The 15,293-nt window shown below is 58.5% G+C and carries 16 protein-coding genes; 6 read left to right on the forward strand and 10 right to left on the reverse strand.

Annotated features, from left to right (window positions below; genetic code table 11):
• Window positions 1-28 precede the first annotated feature (28 nt).
• From PPUTUW4_RS13530 to PPUTUW4_RS13540, 3 genes are read right to left on the reverse strand one after another with little or no spacing between them, the layout of a single operon-like run.
• The gene (locus PPUTUW4_RS13530; RefSeq protein ID WP_015095167.1) at window positions 29-1,411 is read right to left on the reverse strand and encodes an LLM class flavin-dependent oxidoreductase; all 1,383 of its coding nucleotides are present in this window, start codon (window positions 1,409-1,411) and stop codon (window positions 29-31) included.
• 37 nt (window positions 1,412-1,448) lie between these two features.
• Window positions 1,449-2,294, reverse strand: coding sequence for an amino acid ABC transporter permease (locus PPUTUW4_RS13535; protein ID WP_015095168.1), 846 nt, complete (start codon window positions 2,292-2,294; stop codon window positions 1,449-1,451).
• Complete coding sequence (locus PPUTUW4_RS13540; protein ID WP_041474866.1) at window positions 2,291-3,112, reverse strand: ABC transporter substrate-binding protein; 822 nt, start codon at window positions 3,110-3,112, stop codon at window positions 2,291-2,293. Before PPUTUW4_RS13540 ends, PPUTUW4_RS13535 begins: the two co-directional genes overlap by 4 nt.
• A 220-nt stretch (window positions 3,113-3,332) precedes the next feature.
• On the opposite strand from PPUTUW4_RS13540, the gene PPUTUW4_RS13545 reads away from it, so the two are divergent.
• Window positions 3,333-4,505 (forward strand): DUF1624 domain-containing protein, encoded by a 1,173-nt coding sequence (locus PPUTUW4_RS13545; protein WP_015095170.1) that lies wholly within the window; start codon window positions 3,333-3,335, stop codon window positions 4,503-4,505.
• Window positions 4,506-4,562: 57 nt separating this feature from the next.
• On the opposite strand, the gene PPUTUW4_RS13550 is transcribed toward PPUTUW4_RS13545, so the two are convergent.
• Window positions 4,563-5,336 (reverse strand): ParA family protein, encoded by a 774-nt coding sequence (locus PPUTUW4_RS13550; protein WP_015095171.1) that lies wholly within the window; start codon window positions 5,334-5,336, stop codon window positions 4,563-4,565.
• 236 nt (window positions 5,337-5,572) lie between these two features.
• Here PPUTUW4_RS13550 and PPUTUW4_RS13555 point away from each other — a divergent pair, with 236 nt between their 5' ends.
• The 3 genes from PPUTUW4_RS13555 to PPUTUW4_RS13565 all read left to right on the forward strand — a co-directional run bounded on the left by PPUTUW4_RS13555 (window position 5,573) and on the right by PPUTUW4_RS13565 (window position 7,387).
• Entirely contained in the window at window positions 5,573-6,271 is a 699-nt protein-coding gene (locus PPUTUW4_RS13555; RefSeq protein ID WP_015095172.1) for a potassium channel family protein, read from the forward strand.
• 143 nt (window positions 6,272-6,414) lie between these two features.
• Window positions 6,415-6,870, forward strand: coding sequence for a glycine zipper 2TM domain-containing protein (locus tag PPUTUW4_RS13560; RefSeq protein WP_041474867.1), 456 nt, complete (start codon window positions 6,415-6,417; stop codon window positions 6,868-6,870).
• Window positions 6,871-6,928: 58 nt separating this feature from the next.
• Complete coding sequence (locus PPUTUW4_RS13565; protein ID WP_015095173.1) at window positions 6,929-7,387, forward strand: metallophosphoesterase family protein; 459 nt, start codon at window positions 6,929-6,931, stop codon at window positions 7,385-7,387.
• A gap of 63 nt (window positions 7,388-7,450) precedes the next feature.
• On the opposite strand, the gene PPUTUW4_RS13570 is transcribed toward PPUTUW4_RS13565, so the two are convergent.
• On the reverse strand, window positions 7,451-8,140 hold the full coding sequence (locus PPUTUW4_RS13570) for a TetR/AcrR family transcriptional regulator (protein WP_015095174.1): 690 nt from the start codon (window positions 8,138-8,140) through the stop codon (window positions 7,451-7,453).
• Window positions 8,141-8,307: 167 nt separating this feature from the next.
• Here PPUTUW4_RS13570 and PPUTUW4_RS13575 point away from each other — a divergent pair, with 167 nt between their 5' ends.
• Complete coding sequence (locus PPUTUW4_RS13575; RefSeq protein ID WP_015095175.1) at window positions 8,308-8,733, forward strand: hypothetical protein; 426 nt, start codon at window positions 8,308-8,310, stop codon at window positions 8,731-8,733.
• 92 nt (window positions 8,734-8,825) lie between these two features.
• Here the strand turns inward: PPUTUW4_RS13575 and PPUTUW4_RS13580 are convergent, their stop codons facing one another.
• Complete coding sequence (locus PPUTUW4_RS13580) at window positions 8,826-9,284, reverse strand: helix-turn-helix domain-containing protein (protein WP_015095176.1); 459 nt, start codon at window positions 9,282-9,284, stop codon at window positions 8,826-8,828.
• A gap of 190 nt (window positions 9,285-9,474) precedes the next feature.
• Here PPUTUW4_RS13580 and PPUTUW4_RS13585 point away from each other — a divergent pair, with 190 nt between their 5' ends.
• Window positions 9,475-10,704 carry an MFS transporter gene (locus tag PPUTUW4_RS13585; protein ID WP_049810833.1) on the forward strand — a complete coding sequence of 410 codons (1,230 nt, stop codon included), beginning with the start codon at window positions 9,475-9,477 and terminating at the stop codon, window positions 10,702-10,704.
• Window positions 10,705-10,810: 106 nt separating this feature from the next.
• Here the strand turns inward: PPUTUW4_RS13585 and PPUTUW4_RS13590 are convergent, their stop codons facing one another.
• The 4 genes from PPUTUW4_RS13590 to PPUTUW4_RS13600 all read right to left on the reverse strand — a co-directional run bounded on the left by PPUTUW4_RS13590 (window position 10,811) and on the right by PPUTUW4_RS13600 (window position 15,227).
• A complete protein-coding gene (locus PPUTUW4_RS13590; protein ID WP_015095178.1) occupies window positions 10,811-11,389 on the reverse strand; it encodes a DUF4157 domain-containing protein in 579 nt (192 codons plus the stop codon).
• A 41-nt stretch (window positions 11,390-11,430) separates the two neighbouring features.
• Window positions 11,431-11,862 (reverse strand): GFA family protein, encoded by a 432-nt coding sequence (locus PPUTUW4_RS28115; protein WP_015095179.1) that lies wholly within the window; start codon window positions 11,860-11,862, stop codon window positions 11,431-11,433.
• Window positions 11,863-11,884: 22 nt separating this feature from the next.
• The gene (locus tag PPUTUW4_RS13595) at window positions 11,885-14,821 is read right to left on the reverse strand and encodes an EAL domain-containing protein (protein ID WP_015095180.1); all 2,937 of its coding nucleotides are present in this window, start codon (window positions 14,819-14,821) and stop codon (window positions 11,885-11,887) included.
• Window positions 14,822-14,981: 160 nt separating this feature from the next.
• Window positions 14,982-15,227 carry a hypothetical protein gene (locus PPUTUW4_RS13600; RefSeq protein ID WP_083884567.1) on the reverse strand — a complete coding sequence of 82 codons (246 nt, stop codon included), beginning with the start codon at window positions 15,225-15,227 and terminating at the stop codon, window positions 14,982-14,984.
• Window positions 15,228-15,293 lie beyond the last annotated feature (66 nt).

A 15,293-nucleotide genomic window follows, 5' to 3' on the forward strand; every position in this document is an offset into this window, starting at 1 on the left:
GCCTACAAGTGACCTCCAGGCCTTGCCACTACAAACCTTCATTGAAACGGAACGAAGCGCCATAAGCCGACGCCGGCAAATGGTTCGAACCGTCACCCCGTAACCGCGAGCGAAAGGTACCGCTTTGCGGTTGTGTACGGTATAGCCCACGTTTCTGCAATTGAGGGATCACCAGTTCTACGAAATCCTCAAGACTGCCCGGGCTGATCAGCGGGTTAATCATGTAACCGCTGGTACCGGATATTCTGGCGTGTTCCTCAATGCGCTCGGCCACCTGTTGAGGGGTGCCCACGAGAATAAGATCACTGCCTCGGGTGACGCTGGCAAAACGCTGTTTGACGTCACCTGCCGTCAAGGGTTTGCCACTGCCATCGGGGTGCATCACATAGGAGGTCATGCCCTCGGTGTAGGTGGAAAGCGCCTCACTGTCGGCATAGCGGCCGATATCAATGCCGGTGTCGCCCGCGTAACTGACCAGTTGCGCCTGCAAGTGATAGTTGCTTTGCAGTTCGTCGTATTTGCGCTGCGCCTCAATCTCGGTTTTCGCGGTGACGATACGCAGCACTGTCAGGGACTTCACATCATCACGCTGACGACCACGTGCTTGAGCCCTGGCCCAGATTTCCTCGAGCCCCAGGCGAATTTCCTGCGGGTTGGACTTGGCAATGAAGATCAACTCGGCGTGCTTGGCGGCGAACTCACGACCGCGCCCCGACCAGCCCGCCTGAATCAACAAAGGCGTGCGTTGCGGCGACGGGGACGTCAAATGCGGCCCGGCCACCCGGTAATGCTCACCCACATGATTGATCGGTCGAACGCGCTCGCCCCGAGCGTAGAGCTGGCGCGCCTTGTCCGCGACCACGGCGTCGTCGGCCCAACTGCCCTCCCAGAGTTTGTAGACCACATCAAGAAACTCTTCGGCACGCTCATAGCGATGATCGTGCTTGATCATCTGCTCCAAGCCGAAGTTGCGGGCGGCGCTGGACAGGTATGAGGTGACGATGTTCCAGCCGACCCGGCCGTTGGTGAGGTGATCCAGCGTGCTGAAGCGTCGGGCATGGGTAAAGGGATGTTCGTAGCTGGTGGTCACGGTAACGCCAAAGGCCAGGTTCTCCGTAGCGGCGGCCAAGGCTGGAATGATCATCAACGGATCGTTCGCCGGGGCTTCCACCGCCCACTTCATCGCCGCATCGGCGTTGCCACCAAACACATCGTAGAAGCCCAGCACATCACCAAAAAATAGCATGTCGAGGTGAGCCTGATCGGCAATGCGCGCCAGGTTCGACCAATAGCCCAGAGAGTTGATCGCCAGTCGTTCGTCAGCGGGGTGCGTCCAAAGGCTGGGTGCGCCGCCGCAGCCCACACTGGCTTGCTCATAGAGTGCAAACAAAAGAGGTTTTGGATCGGACATCGTGATTCCTGTAAGTAAAGTCATTAAACGGGGCGGTTCACCGCTGATTCTTGAAACCTTTGCCGTAGTGGCGCTCAAGGCGGTGCTGTATCAATTCCAGCCCGATGGACAGCAACCAATAGATGACCGCTGCGGTGGTGAGCATTTCGATGTAGCGATAGGAAGACCGCCCATAGGACTGCGCCAGGAACATGACCTCCCACACGCCCATCACCGAAATCAGCGATGAGTCCTTGAGCATTGAAATGAACTGGCTGGTTGTCGGCGGAATGATCGTGCGCATGGCTTGCGGCAAGATGATGTGCAAAAAGGTCGCCCTCGGCCCAAGACCCAGCGCCTTCGCCGCTTCGCGCTGCCCGGGTGCTACAGCCAGGATGCCGGCGCGAAAGATCTCGCTCAGATAGGCACCATAATTAAGCGAAAGCGCAATGATCCCCGCGCTGATTGCACCGGGTACAACGCCCAACTGCGGCAAGCCCAGATAGATCAGCAGGATCTGGATCAGCAGCGGTGTACCGCGAAAAAAAGACGCATAGAAACTGGCGATACCGAATGCCACTGCGCTGCGTGACAGTCGCGCCAGCGCGGTGACAAAGCCAAGGAGCAACGAGAGCCAGATCGAACACAAGCATAGGAACAACGTCAGCGCGGCGCCTTGCAGGAAACCGTTTGGCCCAAGGTGCAGGCCGACCAGATTGGGCAATTTCTCCAGGATGATCGAAAACTTCAAATCGAAGCTCATGAAGAACAGCACGCACAATCCAGACAACGCTGCCCACGTCAGATACAGGCGAGTGCGAAATCCAAAAAATTGACTGAATCGGCGCGTCTCGATTGCAGGGGCGGCAGTCGCCTTGGCCGGGTGTGGATTGAGGGCTGTCATTGGCTGATGTCGGCACCGATCCACTTCTGCGAAATCTTGCTCAGCGTACCGTCAGTCTTGAGTTGAGTAATGACCTCGGTGACTTTGGCATTCCATTGCGGGTCACCCTTTTCAATGGCCACGACGTTCGGTTCGGCATACAGCGTGTCGCCGGCTATCTTGAAGCGCGGATCCTGGGCAATCCGCTCGCGAGCGGTGATGAGGTTGGTGACCATGGCATCCAGACGAACGCCTGTGCCCAGCGCCAGGTCCTGGAAGGCCACCGTTTCATTGTCATAAGGGGCCACCTGGACGTTATCGAACGGATAGTTCAACGGCTTGTCCTCGGCGCCCTCGATCACGAGATCCTTGTTCAAGTAGGCTTCGTAAGTCGATGCGCTGATCACACCGACTTTTTTGCCGGACAAGTCTTTGCCCGCCGTGATGTCTTTGTCCTTGGCATTCACCACGATGACTGCTGGCGACTGGTAATACTCGACCGGAAAATCAAACACCTCGGCCCGTGCCTTGCTCGGGGTCATCGAGCAGACGCAGATGTCATAGCGCCCACTCCAGCGGCCAGCGGCAATCACATCCCAGGACGGTGTTTCCAATTTGAGTTTGACCCCCAGGCGTTGCGCAACAGCCTTGGCAACATCCACGTCAAACCCGTCGAGTTGGTTCTGCTCATTGAGAAACGAGAACGGCGGATAACTTTCCATCAGGACGCCGGTCAGCTCCCCTTTCTGTGTCACGCGATCCAGGGTCGCACCCGCGAAAGCCGTTGAGCAGGTAGCGAGCAACGCCAGGCCAAAGGGTAGAAGCGCCATAGTTTTCAAAGAAAAATGCTCCAATCAATTCAAAAAACCTGAATAGATTAAAACGCACTATAAAACGTATTTGCACTTTCTTTATGGAATAAACAACTCGCTTCAGGCTATATCGAAGCAATGGCCGGAACGTTCGCGGGACAGGTCTATATTATGTTATACTATAACCACGCATAATCTGTCGGTGGCTACTGGCAGAGCTATCCACCCTCCCTGCCTGCGACTTTCGATGACAAACTTCAATCAGATTCCGCCCACCACGAGCCTAAGCCAGCGCCTGCTATCCATCGATGCCCTCAGGGGATTGGTGATCATATTGATGCTGCTCGATCACGTGCGCGAGACGTTCTTTCTGCACCGCCAGGTAGCCGACCCGATGGTCATCGACACCACCGAACCGGCGCTGTTTTTCAGTCGGACTCTGGCCCATTTATGTGCGCCGGTGTTCGTTCTGCTCACCGGACTGTCCGCTTATCTGTACGGCGAAAAGCACCAGGGCAAGAAAGCCGTGTCGATGTTCCTGTTCAAGCGTGGTCTATTCCTGGTTCTGCTGGAGTTCACTCTGGTGAATTTTGCCTGGACATTCCAGTTCCCGCCCAATGTGATCTACCTGCAGGTGATCTGGGCGATTGGCGTCAGCATGACCGCCCTCGCTGCACTGATCTGGCTACCCCGGCCACTCCTGTGTGTTTTGGGCCTGGTCATCGTCGCCGGGCACAACCTGCTCGATTCTCTGCACTTCCCGTCTGGATCAGCGATGCACCTGCCCTGGGCAATCTTGCATGATCGCGGCTGGATCGAATTCTCCGACAACTTGCGCCTGCGCACTTCCTATCCGCTGCTGCCGTGGATCGGTGTCATCGCCCTGGGTTACTGCATCGGCCCCTGGTTCGCACGCCCAGCCTCGGCCACCGTGCGTCAGCGCTATCTGTTACTGGCCGGGGCCAGCGCATTGACCGGTTTCATCGCACTGCGCCTGGTGAACGGTTATGGCGAGGCACATTGGGTGAACCATGAAAGCACCACACAAACCCTCATGAGTTTCTTCAACATCACAAAGTACCCGCCTTCCCTGCTGTTCCTCTCGCTGACGCTAGGGGTGGGCCTGTTGCTGCTGCTTGGCTTTGAGCGGGCTCAGCAACGCAAGTGGATCAGCACTTTGGCGGTATTTGGCGCAGCGCCGATGTTCTTCTACCTGCTCCATCTTTACGCGCTGAAAATGCTGTATCTGGCCCATGTGGCGTTGTTCGGTTTGAATCAGGGCAACTACTTCGGTTTCGACAGCATTTGGGTGGTGTGGCTGGCGGCAGCACTCCTGGCTATAACGCTGTATCTACCTGTGCGCTGGTTTGCCGCATTGAAGGCTCGTCGTCGTGATATCGGCTGGCTCAAATACTTTTGATCGGAGTACAGGTTCGTAACGGGCGGCTTGCAATAGTACGTAGACAGCGACTCGCTGTCAGGCCGCCCGCTCAAGTGCATCCAGCAAGCCCGCGTACTCCAGCGAGAGTCTGTGGCGCGGGGCCAGATGCACGATGGGAACAGACACTTCGTGAGACTCGCGCATCTTGACGGAACTGCTGAGATAAACCGGCAGCACTGGCAAGCCTTCGGCCAGCAGCTCATTGACGAGATTCTGGTGTAACCCGGTGTGCCCGGTGAACTGGTTGACCACCACCCCTTCCACTTCAAGTGACTCATTGTGATCGAGTCGCAGTTCTTCCACTTGAGCGATGACCCGGTAGATCGCCTGGCGAGAAAAACTGTCGCAATCGAATGGAATCAGCAACCTGTCCGCCGCCACCAAAGCGCTGAAGGTGTAGAAGTTCAGTGAAGGCGGCGTATCGATATAGATGCGCTCATAATCCTCGGACAGTTCAACCAGCAACTTGCGCAGCTTGTTGATCTTGAACTTGCTCTCGAGTCTTGATTGCAGGTCTGCCAGATCGGGACTCGCCGTCACCAGGTGGAGGTTGTTGTAATGGGTCTCGGTGATGGACACCCGATTGCGCCGGCCTTCGAAGCCGCCGGACAACGTCTGTTTGAAGAAATCGGCTATGCCGGCAGGAATACGCTCGTTGCTCAGCCCCGTGAGGTAGTGAGTCGAGTTTGCCTGGGGATCGAGATCAACCAGCAGCGTTCGGTACCCTTCGGCAGCACTCACAGCGGCAAGATTGCAGGCGATGCTGGATTTTCCAACGCCGCCTTTTTGATTGAATACGACACGACGCATAAGGCTTGCTCATCCATGAAAAGGCCAAAGGCCATCTGTAATAAATGTAATCACTCATGTCAATTCTATGACTGCAATATTACAGTTTCACGACAGGGGTTGCCTGAAGGCGCGGACTAGAGCATTCCACACCCATTCACGACTTGAATCGTACTGCCGACTATTCTGAAGCCAAGTCTGATTTCAACCGTGCGACGTCAGGTCCGAAGCACTACTTGGCCCTTTGGGAAACCGATATGACAAATCCGCAAGACAAAGCCGAATCCGACGCGGGTTTAGCTCAGATGCTCATGGGGAAAGGTCCCTGCACCTATCTGTTGCTGCTCTTGCTGGGATTGATCCTGCTGTTTCCCTTTCTTGAGGAAGGTCTGTTTGCTCGTACGTTGCTTGGCATTCTGTTTTCAATCGTGCTGCTCGTGGGTGCTTTTGTCACCAGGCAGACTCGGCGGGGGTTCATCCTCAAGCTGGGTCTGGCGTTGCTTGGGGTTGGTCTTCAATGGACGGCGTTGTGGGCTCAGAGTATCGCGATTCTCAACCTTGCCGGGATAGCTTATACGGCGTCTCTTGCCGTCTCGTTCAGCGGAGTGCTTCGCTATATTCTCAATCGCGGGCCAGTTTCTGCCGACAAGCTGCATGGCGCGCTTGCGGGTTACATCATGCTGGCCTTCGTCTGGTCCTTCGTATATGCCCTGGTCGAGATATCCAGCGCTGGTTCATTCGGCCCCGGCCACTTCGACTTCGAACAACCCGGCACGTTCTTCAAACTGATTTATTTCAGCTTCACGACGCTCACAACCACCGGTTACGGTGATTTTATCCCGATGACCAACCATGCCCGCTCACTGGTGATGGTCGAAGAATTTTCAGGCGTTTTTTACGTGGGTGTGGTGATAGCGCGGTTCGCCGGTCTGTATCCATCGAATCAGGCCAAGTGACGTCTGTTGAAGCTGGCAACTCTGCCTTGCGCAAGCCCCGCTACCGACCTTGCCCGGTAAAAGAACCGAATGCACCAGGCTTTTTCGTCTAACGTGAATTGAAGCGTTTGCATGATCTATTCCCCTGAAAATGGAGTTCGACGATGAAAACTTTCGCTTCCTGGCTGTCGGTTACGTTTCTTGGGCTGGTGCTCGGCGGCTGTGCCGCGGTCGGCGCCGGGAGCGGAGGCGCTGGCGAGACGCAGATCCGTTCGGGGAAAATAGAGCAGATTACACTCACCCAGATGCAGACCAATCACGATAGCGGCGTCGGCGCCATATTGGGCGGTCTTGGCGGTTTGGCCTTGGGAAGCCTGGTCGGCCAGGGAACCGGTCGGGATGTGGCGATGGTTGCCGGTGCCCTCGCCGGCGGGGTTGGCGGCAATTACGTAGAAAAGAAAAAATATGATCAGCCCGTAGACGCTCAGCAGATCATCGTCCGGACCCAAAGCGGCGTACTGGTTCAGGTGACCCAGCCAATCAATCCGGCGCTGACAAAAGGCCTGAAGGTTTATGTCGAGGGCACTGGAAACGAAGCGCGGGTGGTGCCGCAAGGTTAGTGGCGGCGACAATCGCACAGCAGACAGGCCCGTCAGAATGCCGCTCGACCCGCCAGCGATGAAAGTCGGTGTCATCTCCGACACCCACGGCCTGCTCCGCCCCGAAGCCATCGCCGCCCTGCTGGGCTGCGATGGCATCATTCACGCCGGCGACATCGGCAGCGCGCACATCCTCGACCAATTGGCGGCCATTGCACCGGTGTATGGGGTGCGTGGCAACAACGACCTGGACGCGCCCTGGGCACGCGAGCTGCCCGACTGTCTGCGCCTGGACCTCAACGGCTGGAAGGTCCTGCTGGTGCATGACATCGCCGACGTTGCAATCAATCCAGATGAGCGTATCGACCTGGTGATCTGCGGCCACTCCCATAAACCAGGCATCGAATGGCGCGGCGAACGACTGTTCCTGAATCCGGGCAGCGCCGGTCGTCGACGCTTCAAGCTACCGGTCACCCTGGCGCTGCTGGAGCTGTCTGCACAGTCCATCGAGCCTCGGCTGGTGACACTGCTCGACTGACTCAACTGCCTGATACCGCCCTACCTCCGCGATACAACACCCCTAAGGAATATAAACAATCTCCTATAACTGCCCGAAACGACCGGGATCAGAACGCGAACGGTTGCGCTTGTGTCGTGCCTGTTCCTCTTCGGCCAATGCCTGACGGACGAGGGCCCGCGCTGCCCAGGTGGCAGTGTCGAGTGATTCTTCGATGCTCGCGCGACTGATATCGCGCACGGCGATCAACGCCTCGGTGCCCATGACGATCGACAGCGCCTGTTTCAGTCGTTTGCGCGCGCGGGGTGAGAGCACGTCCTTGAGCGAGTCGACGATCGGCTCGATGTAGCTCATGCGCCGCCCCGGCCGCAGTGGCGTCTGGGGAGACTGGTTTTCCAGCCACACCGTCATGAACGATCGCTCCATCACGTGCAGGCCGATCTCGTCGTCGATCAAGACCTTGTTCAACGCCTGCGCCGCCAGGCCAATGCCCTTCACCGGATCGTCTCCCGGTCGCCAGATCTGCTCCAGTGGCTTGATGTCACGCTCGGCGGCCGTCTCGCTGATCAGCGCTTCAGGTGAGGGAAAGTAGCGATAGGCGGTGGCTCGAGACACCATCGCGCGCTCAGCCACTTGCGCGACAGTCGGGTCATGGCCCTCGTCGCGCAAGGCAATGGCAGCATCGATCAACGCCTGCCGCGTTCTGAGCTTCTGGTTGGATCGGCCCTGGGAATCGCCGTCGCGGACAGACGGGCTTGACTTGGGATTCGGCATGGAATAAATGATACTCCGTCTTGTCGTGAGACACTTGTCTCATAATAGAGGCGTGGCATGGGATATGCCACTGCCCCGTGTGCCGAACAACCAGCGCGCCGGGCTCAAAGATTTCATATCAGGATTTCAGCAACTGAACGCGCCCCCGGGCGCATGAGGTGAATGCCATGAATCACAATCCCCGTTCGCGGACCTGGTTTCGGCTGGCGGCCATCTACTTTGCCACTGGCGTGGTGCTGGGTGTCGTGATGGGCGCGTCCGGCGACCATTCGCTCTACGCAGTACATGCCCATATCAATCTGTTGGGATGGGTGTCGATGGCCCTGTTCGGTGTCATCGGCACGCTGCACCCGTCCATCACCGGAGGGCGAGCGGCGGCCGCACAGTTCTGGATGTACAACCTGAGTGTGCCGGTGATGCTGGGTGCACTGCTGATGCGCCTCAAGGGCTTTGCGGCAGTCGAACCATTGATCGCCATTGCTTCCCTGCTCATCGGCTGCAGCGTGCTGTTGTTCGTGTGGCTGGTGTTCTCGCGCATCGGGGCAACGGACGAGAGTTTGAACAACACGGCACTTGAATCGCGCCTGTCATAGTTTGCGGCTTTTTGGGCGGCGTATCGGTGCGGGGCGAGATCAACCCCGGACCGATGGCTGCCACTGACCTCTGACCGTCATGGCCCATCGATTCACGACTCGTCGGCAACCACCCTGACCCTGTGGCAGTCGGACGGCCCAAGCTTCTGACCGCTGGATGAGCGAACTACAATCGGCATCAGCGTCTGGCCGCGCTCGTTGTCCAGCAGGACAGAACGCGTCTCTTCGCGCTTGAACAGGTAACGCTCACCCCACTGCCGCATGCTGACCACCACCGGAAAGATCTCCCGCCCTTTGTCCGTAAGGACGTACTCCTTGTAGGCACTGCCGTCTGACGCGGGTTGAACGTCGAACACACCAACCTCAACCAGGGTTTTCAAGCGCGCTGCCAGAATGTTCTTGGCCACGCCCAGGCTTTTTTGAAATTCGCTGAATCGGCGAATGCCGTCGAATGCGTCGCGGATGATCATCAGCGACCATCGATCCCCAATGGCCTCCAGTGTTCTGGCTACCGGGCATTCGCTGCTGTGGGATGAAGTGTCTTCGACCATCGTATTGACCTTCTGGATTAAGGATTGCCGGGCCTGCCGTGCAATCCCGAGCAAAGTGGTTGCAATTTAAAACCTGATTCGATAACAATTCAATCCAGTTTTTAATTGAAACCAGTTTAACGCCACGGAGGCTCCTGTGACAGCCGATGCCGATTCAGCCACCTGCTCTTTCGCCCCGCAGGCTTCGGGCCTGCCCGATGCGGATAATGGAGAAAGCGCTGGCGCAGACGGGTCTGCGGGGCTTTCTCCATCACTCACGCTGCTGTTTTCCGTCACCTGCGCGCTTGCAGTCGCCAACGTGTATTTCGCTCAACCCCTGCTCGATTCAATGGCTCAGAGCCTGGGGGTTGCCTCATCAATGATCGGGGTGGTGGTGACGGCTACCCAGGTCGGTTACGCGCTGGGGTTGCTGTTCATCGTCCCGCTGGGCGACTTGCTCAACCGCAAGGGGTTGATCCTGACGCAAGTGCTTCTGTCTGCGATTGCACTGGCGGGGGTCGGTGCAGCGCAGCAATGGCTGACCCTGTTGGGCGCCATGGTCATCGTCGGATTGCTGGCGGTGATGGTTCAAGTGCTGGTGGCCTATGCCGCCGTGCTGGCAACCCCGTCACAACGGGGCCAGGCCGTGGGCACCGTCACCAGCGGCATTGTCCTGGGCATTCTGCTGGCGCGGTTAACCTCTGGGCTGATCGCCGATCTGGCCGGCTGGCGCGCCGTGTATTTCGTTTCCTCGGGCTTGATGCTGGTCCTCGCGGCGGTGTTCTGGAAAGTGCTTCCTCGCACCCTGTCTCCACGCAACCGAAACACCTATCCGGCGCTAATCCGTTCGCTGTTCAGGCTGTTCATGACCGAACCGGTCTTGCGCATCCGGGGCCTGCTGGCCTTGCTGATCTTTGCCGCTTTTTCGGTGTTGTGGACATCCATGGTGCTGCCATTGAGCGCGCCTCCGCTGTCGCTGTCACACACGGCCATCGGCCTGTTCGGTCTGGCCGGCGTCGCCGGTGCTCTTGCTGCCAGAAGAGCCGGTCGCTGGGCCGATCAGGGTCTGGGGCAACGCGTGACCGGCATTTCGCTGGTGATCCTGACGCTGTCCTGGTTGCCCATCGCGTTTGCGCAGACGTCACTGATCGCGCTGGTATGCGCAGTGGTCTTGCTCGACTTCGCGGTGCAAGCCGTCCACGTCACCAACCAGAGCTTCATTTTTGCCGCACGACCGGATGCCCAAAGCCGCATGGTGGGCGCCTACATGTGCTTTTACTCGGTGGGCAGCGCACTGGGCGCCGCGGCCGCGACCCAGGTGTATGCGCAATGGGGCTGGACAGCCGTCAGCCTGCTGGGCGCCTCGATCAGTGCGACAGCCCTGGTGCTGTGGTTGATCAGCTGTCATTCCACAACGAACGATCAAGGAAGATCCGCATGAAAACCCGGCACCTCTTGCCCGCCATTTCGATTGCGGCCATGGGGGCGTGAATTTCTCGGTGATCAAACTTATCGTCTGCGCCAACCGGGGCTGAGTAGGGACGGCTTCAGTCAGCCCCTTTGCGCACCGCCCGCCTGACCTCGGCCTGTATGGCATAAGCCGGTGCCTCCACGGCATTGAAGTCATGGGTATAGCGCTGGGCAAATCCGTGCACACCCCATTCCTGATATTGCTGCACATGCTTGAGTTCGTGAGCCCAGAGCGCGACGTCCGTTTCTGCGGCTTGAGGGTCGCGGAAGAGGATGATGTCGATCAGCGTCACGGCACCGACATCGGGGTTCTGCAGCATGGCCGTGGCGGCGCTGAATTGGCCGTTGTCGCTGATTTTGTAGCGCGCGGCATCGAGGACGCCGGGATCGTACCAGGGCAGCAGTTGCTCACGGATATGCGGTGGAATGGGTTGGGTACCGGCGGTGGCCGCTTCATCGCGGGCCTGGGTCAGCCACAGCGCCAGGGCCGGCGTCGCGATCTGGTAGATATCCTCGGGCACCATGTCCGGCAGGCAGATGCAGCCATCCAGGCACACCTGTCTCTCGCCAGCCGGGCAGTCGCTGGTCTGGGCCGGCACTTCAAGCGCCAGGCAAAGCACAAACAGCGCCACCAGGGGCGTGGTGATGGACGGCATTCGGCACTCCGGGCAGCAGACAGTGGTGAACCGTTTCCGGGTCAGGCATTGACCTGGAGTTCATGCAGCAGAAACCCTAGTGATTCCGGGGCTGCGCAATGGCTTTTTTCCGAGCGTTGTTCATCCCATGGCATCGCGTCATCGGTGCAGAAATCTCCAATGCACTCCATGCTCAGCCCGGCATCGAGAAGTCCGAGCGGAATCCAGAAATAAGGTGTTTCGCGAAGAACATTAGGCACGGTCGAGCCACATCGCGAGCAAAAGTCATTTCTGTACCCGGTGGATTTGCGCCAACCGGTGATCACCTCTTGCCCTTCTTCCCATCGAAAGTCGCGGGCATTGACCAGTGTGGCGAGATTATGGCCGACCCCGGTTTGCTTGCGACACAGCGTGCAATGGCAGCGATAGAAAAATCGTGGTTCAACCGCCAGGGAAAAGCGTACCGCCCCGCAAAGACATTGCCCTGATGCCATGAGTCTCTCCCTTGAAAAATGTTCATCCGTATTGGCTTGCGCCATGAAGTCCGCTAGATCCCTGACGGCCGAGCAGTTCACTCGCCAACAGCGCTTTCAACGCCATCGGCCTGGCAAAGTGATAACCCTGGGCCTGCCCTGCGCCCATTTCACGCAGCAGCTCCAGCGTCGCTTCATCCTCGACGCCTTCGGCCACCACACTCAGGTCCAGCGACTCGGCCATCCGCACAATCGCCCGGACGATCGCGCGACTGCGGGAACTGCTGGTCAGCTCGAGAATGAACGACTTGTCGATTTTCAAACCGCTGAAACGGTACTGATGCACATAGCTCAGGGAAGAAAACCCTGCGCCGAAGTCATCGAGCACCACCGACATACCGTTGTCGGCCAGTTGCTGCATGGTCTGTCGGGCAATCGCCGGCTCGGCGACCAGCGCCCCTTCGGTCAGTTCAAGGCAGATCCGCGACGGCGATACCCGGTGCTGCGCCAACAGTTCCAGCACCTCACTGGCGAAGTCGGGGCGCGTCATGCTGTAGCTGGAACAGTTGACGTGCACCGCAGGCCAATTGGCGTGCTCGGGCTGCGCGAGGATCGCGGCAATGCTGGTCAGCATGTACAGGTCCAGTCGACCGATCAGGCGCAGGCCTTCGACATCCGGCAGGAACTCGCCCGGCGCGATCACCCGGCCGCCCGGCTGATGCCAACGGATCAGCGCTTCCAGGGCCAGCAGCTCGCCGGTTTCGACGCTGACGATCGGCTGGAAATACGGCAGCAGTTCGTCAGTACGCTTGAGCGCGTTGCGCAAGGCCCCTTCACGCTCGACCTGGTCCGAGACTTCACGGCGCACTTCCTGGTTGAACACCGCATAGCTGTCGCGCCCGGCACTCTTGACCCGGTACATCGCCGCATCGGCATCGCGCAGCAAGTCGGCGGGTTCGTGGTGGAACTGACTGTCGGCACTGACGATACCGATGCTGCACGACGAAAAAACCTCATGGCCATTGATGAAAAACGGCAGGTCGAACGCCACCAGGATCCGCTCGGCGATCTCGATCATCACGTCCAGCGGGGCCTCGGGCGCCAGAACCGAAAACTCATCGCCCCCCAGGCGTGCCAGCATGTCGGTCTCGCGCAGACAACCGCGCAAACGCTGGGCCGCCTGCATCAACAGCAGGTCGCCAAAGTGGTGGCCGAAGCTGTCGTTGACCATCTTGAAACGGTCCAGATCGATGAACATCACCGCCAGGTGCCCGCCCTCGCTGCCGAACCGCGACCAGGCCAGATTGAGGCGCTGTTGCAGGTAGGTGCGATTCGGCAGCCCGGTCAGCGCATCGTGGGCGTTTTCGTGCTGCAACTTGGCATTGGCGTGATCGAGTTCGCGGGTGCGGCTCTGCACCCGGGCCTCGAGCTTGAGGTTGGCGGCATGGATCGCTTCAGCGGCCGTGCGTCGCGACAGTGCCGTGTCGATGTGCCGCGACACGAACGTCAGCAGTTCCTGGTCACGCTGGGTATAGCGCACCTGCGAGGTATAGCTTTGCACCGCCAGCACGCCACGCACCGCGTCGTCTTCGAACAAGGGAATGCCCAGCCAGGAGTAAGAGCGCACAGACTCATGGGCGATTTCGATTTCACCCTGCGCGTGCAATCGTTCGGCCTCGGCAACGTCAATCAGGCAAGGTCGGCGCTGACGGATCACATACTCGGTCAGGCCCCTGCGCCCTCGCCGTGCCGGCGGGCAGGTCGTCTGCCGTTCATCCACGTAATAGGGAAAAGTCACCTCGCCGGTGGTGTCGTCGAACAGCGCAATATAGAAGTTCTGCGCGAACAGCAGATCACCGACGATGCCATGCAGGGTTTCAAACAACTCGGCCATGTCACCGGGCTGGCTGGACAGTTCGGCAATCTGGAACAGCGCGCTCTGCAGATGTTCGGCGCGCTCCCGGTCTGCCACTTCCTGGCGCAATGCATCGTTGAGTGCGGACAGTTCCAGGGTGCGACGCATCACCGTTTCTTCCAGGTCCTCCCGGTGCAGGATCCGGTCCAGCGCCATGGCCACGTGACGGGCGACCACCAGAAACAACGCGCGGTCTTCAGCGCTGTAGATGCGCGAAACGTCGTAGACCTGCATCGCCAGCATGCCAAACACGTCATCGGAGGCATTTTTCAACGGTGCGCCCATCCAGAACTCGGGACGATCACCCACGCAGTGGAAACGATTTTGTGCCTGGGCCTCGAGAATACCGGCAGCGTCGATCAGCAAGGGCTGGCCAGTGGTCAACACCTGCCCGGTCAACGACAGGCGCGAAGGGTCAAGGTATTCATGGTTTTCCGATTCCAGCGCGTCGACGTCAATGATGTCGACGTAATACGGGTAATCGATCTTGCCGGTGTGCGGGTTATACAGCGCGAGATAGAAGTTCTCGGCGTCGATCAGGCTGGCCAGCAGCCGGTGAACCCCCACCAGGAACACTGAACGGTCACGGGTCGAACTGGCCAGATAGGTAATTTCATAGAGCACACGCTGGGTGATCTGCGCACGGGCCAGGGTATTGGTCTGTAGTTCGATGCCCAGGCGCCGGGCAAAGTCCGCGAACGCAGGTTCAGCCGCATTGTTGACGGGTGCGAGCAGCCAACCCAGCTCACTTTCGCCTCTGCCGGTCGGCCAACGATGCAAGTTCGAAGTCCGGCAAAAGGCTTCAAACGCCTCATTGGCAATGCTTGAAGGCCATTGCGCCTGCGGGTCGCCTTGCCCGACCCAATGCATTTGTTCGCCGGCGCGGTAGAACACCCAGTCAGTGCTGTGGGCCCAGTTGCGCGCTGAGTCCAGCACGAGTTCGATCGAGTCGTCGCCGCCGGCGTAAGCCATGCCGACAGCATCCGGATTCACCATGGGTTGGAGCGCGGCCACTTCGCAATGGCTCGAATGCCGCCGGGAGTCGGTCAATGTACGAAAACTCATCAGGGCTCCCTGAGCCAAAAACTGCCGAAACTCACTGACTGATTGCTAGCAATGTGCCATCTAGTTTCACATTTATGTAAAGCTTATAGCGGTTTTTTTCAATGATTTGTTCACTTTAGTGCCAGGTATGAGACGGGCTGCAAATTATTCTCTGCGTATATCAGTCGTCATTGTCATCACGATCACGGTAGCGACGGTGATCGCGATCATAGTCGCTACGATCATAGCCACGACGATCATAGTCACGGTCATAACCTCGATCATCGTCCCCTCTCCAGTCGTAACCACGGCGATGATCATGATCGTGATATCGCCCGTAACGTTCTCCATCATCCCAATGCGGGCCGCAGCCTCCCAACAACACGGCGCTGGAAATGGCCAGGATAAAGATTACTGCGCGATTCATGAAAACGTCCTGAATGTCGGATTATGGAAGGGTCACGGCTGCTCGAAACGTTCATCCGGGCAGTGT

The organism is Pseudomonas sp. UW4 (assembly GCF_000316175.1).
Classification (GTDB): Bacteria; Pseudomonadota; Gammaproteobacteria; order Pseudomonadales; family Pseudomonadaceae; genus Aquipseudomonas; species Aquipseudomonas laurylsulfatiphila.

Bases quoted from the DNA above. Each gene is read 5' to 3' on its own strand.
- PPUTUW4_RS13575 (WP_015095175.1), top strand. From the start codon at position 8,308: ATGAATCACAATCCCCGTTCGCGGACCTGGTTTCGGCTGGCGGCCATC.
- PPUTUW4_RS13530 (WP_015095167.1), bottom strand. From the start codon at position 1,411: ATGTCCGATCCAAAACCTCTTTTGTTTGCACTCTATGAGCAAGCCAGT.
- PPUTUW4_RS13570 (WP_015095174.1), bottom strand. From the start codon at position 8,140: ATGCCGAATCCCAAGTCAAGCCCGTCTGTCCGCGACGGCGATTCCCAG.
- PPUTUW4_RS13550 (WP_015095171.1), bottom strand. From the start codon at position 5,336: ATGCGTCGTGTCGTATTCAATCAAAAAGGCGGCGTTGGAAAATCCAGC.
- PPUTUW4_RS13600 (WP_083884567.1), bottom strand. From the start codon at position 15,227: ATGAATCGCGCAGTAATCTTTATCCTGGCCATTTCCAGCGCCGTGTTG.
- PPUTUW4_RS28115 (WP_015095179.1), bottom strand. From the start codon at position 11,862: ATGGCATCAGGGCAATGTCTTTGCGGGGCGGTACGCTTTTCCCTGGCG.
- PPUTUW4_RS13545 (WP_015095170.1), top strand. From the start codon at position 3,333: ATGACAAACTTCAATCAGATTCCGCCCACCACGAGCCTAAGCCAGCGC.
- PPUTUW4_RS13565 (WP_015095173.1), top strand. From the start codon at position 6,929: ATGAAAGTCGGTGTCATCTCCGACACCCACGGCCTGCTCCGCCCCGAA.
- PPUTUW4_RS13555 (WP_015095172.1), top strand. From the start codon at position 5,573: ATGACAAATCCGCAAGACAAAGCCGAATCCGACGCGGGTTTAGCTCAG.
- PPUTUW4_RS13595 (WP_015095180.1), bottom strand. From the start codon at position 14,821: ATGAGTTTTCGTACATTGACCGACTCCCGGCGGCATTCGAGCCATTGC.
- PPUTUW4_RS13590 (WP_015095178.1), bottom strand. From the start codon at position 11,389: ATGCCGTCCATCACCACGCCCCTGGTGGCGCTGTTTGTGCTTTGCCTG.
- PPUTUW4_RS13535 (WP_015095168.1), bottom strand. From the start codon at position 2,294: ATGACAGCCCTCAATCCACACCCGGCCAAGGCGACTGCCGCCCCTGCA.
- PPUTUW4_RS13560 (WP_041474867.1), top strand. From the start codon at position 6,415: ATGAAAACTTTCGCTTCCTGGCTGTCGGTTACGTTTCTTGGGCTGGTG.
- PPUTUW4_RS13580 (WP_015095176.1), bottom strand. From the start codon at position 9,284: ATGGTCGAAGACACTTCATCCCACAGCAGCGAATGCCCGGTAGCCAGA.